The sequence below is a fragment of the Paraburkholderia sp. SIMBA_054 genome, from assembly GCF_046534875.1.
Lineage (GTDB): Bacteria > Pseudomonadota > Gammaproteobacteria > Burkholderiales > Burkholderiaceae > Paraburkholderia > Paraburkholderia hospita.
This window is the reverse complement of the sequence record NZ_JAWRXV010000466.1, coordinates 1-316: the sequence shown is the minus strand read 5'-3', so window position 1 is coordinate 316 and position 316 is coordinate 1. Positions and strand designations below refer to the sequence as shown.

The following is a 316-nucleotide window of genomic DNA, read 5'->3' as shown; positions in this document are numbered from 1 at the left end:
CCGGACACGGAAATGCACGAGCGCGACTTCGCCCGCGAGCGGGCAGCGCAGCGCGACGTCGGCATTGCGCTGATGCGCTTTTCGCCCGAAGTCGCGCTGCTCGATGAAGCCACTGTGGTCGTCGAGGTCGGCGCGAGCCTGCGCCTCTTTGGCGGACTGCTTGCGCTGTGCCGCGAAGCAAAGGCGCTGCTCGCCACGCTAGGTCTCACCGCCCGCATCAGTGCCGCGCCGACCGGGCAGGGCGCGTGGCTGCTGGCTCGCCATGCGAAAGGGCATGGTGCGCGGCGCGTGCTCAAACTTTCCACGCTCGAACAGC

Annotated in this window: 1 pseudogene; it reads left to right on the top strand. The window is 69.0% G+C overall.

The window, feature by feature from the left end:
• Nucleotides 1–316, top strand: a pseudogene (locus SB822_RS55935) (DNA polymerase Y family protein); the annotation flags it as partial.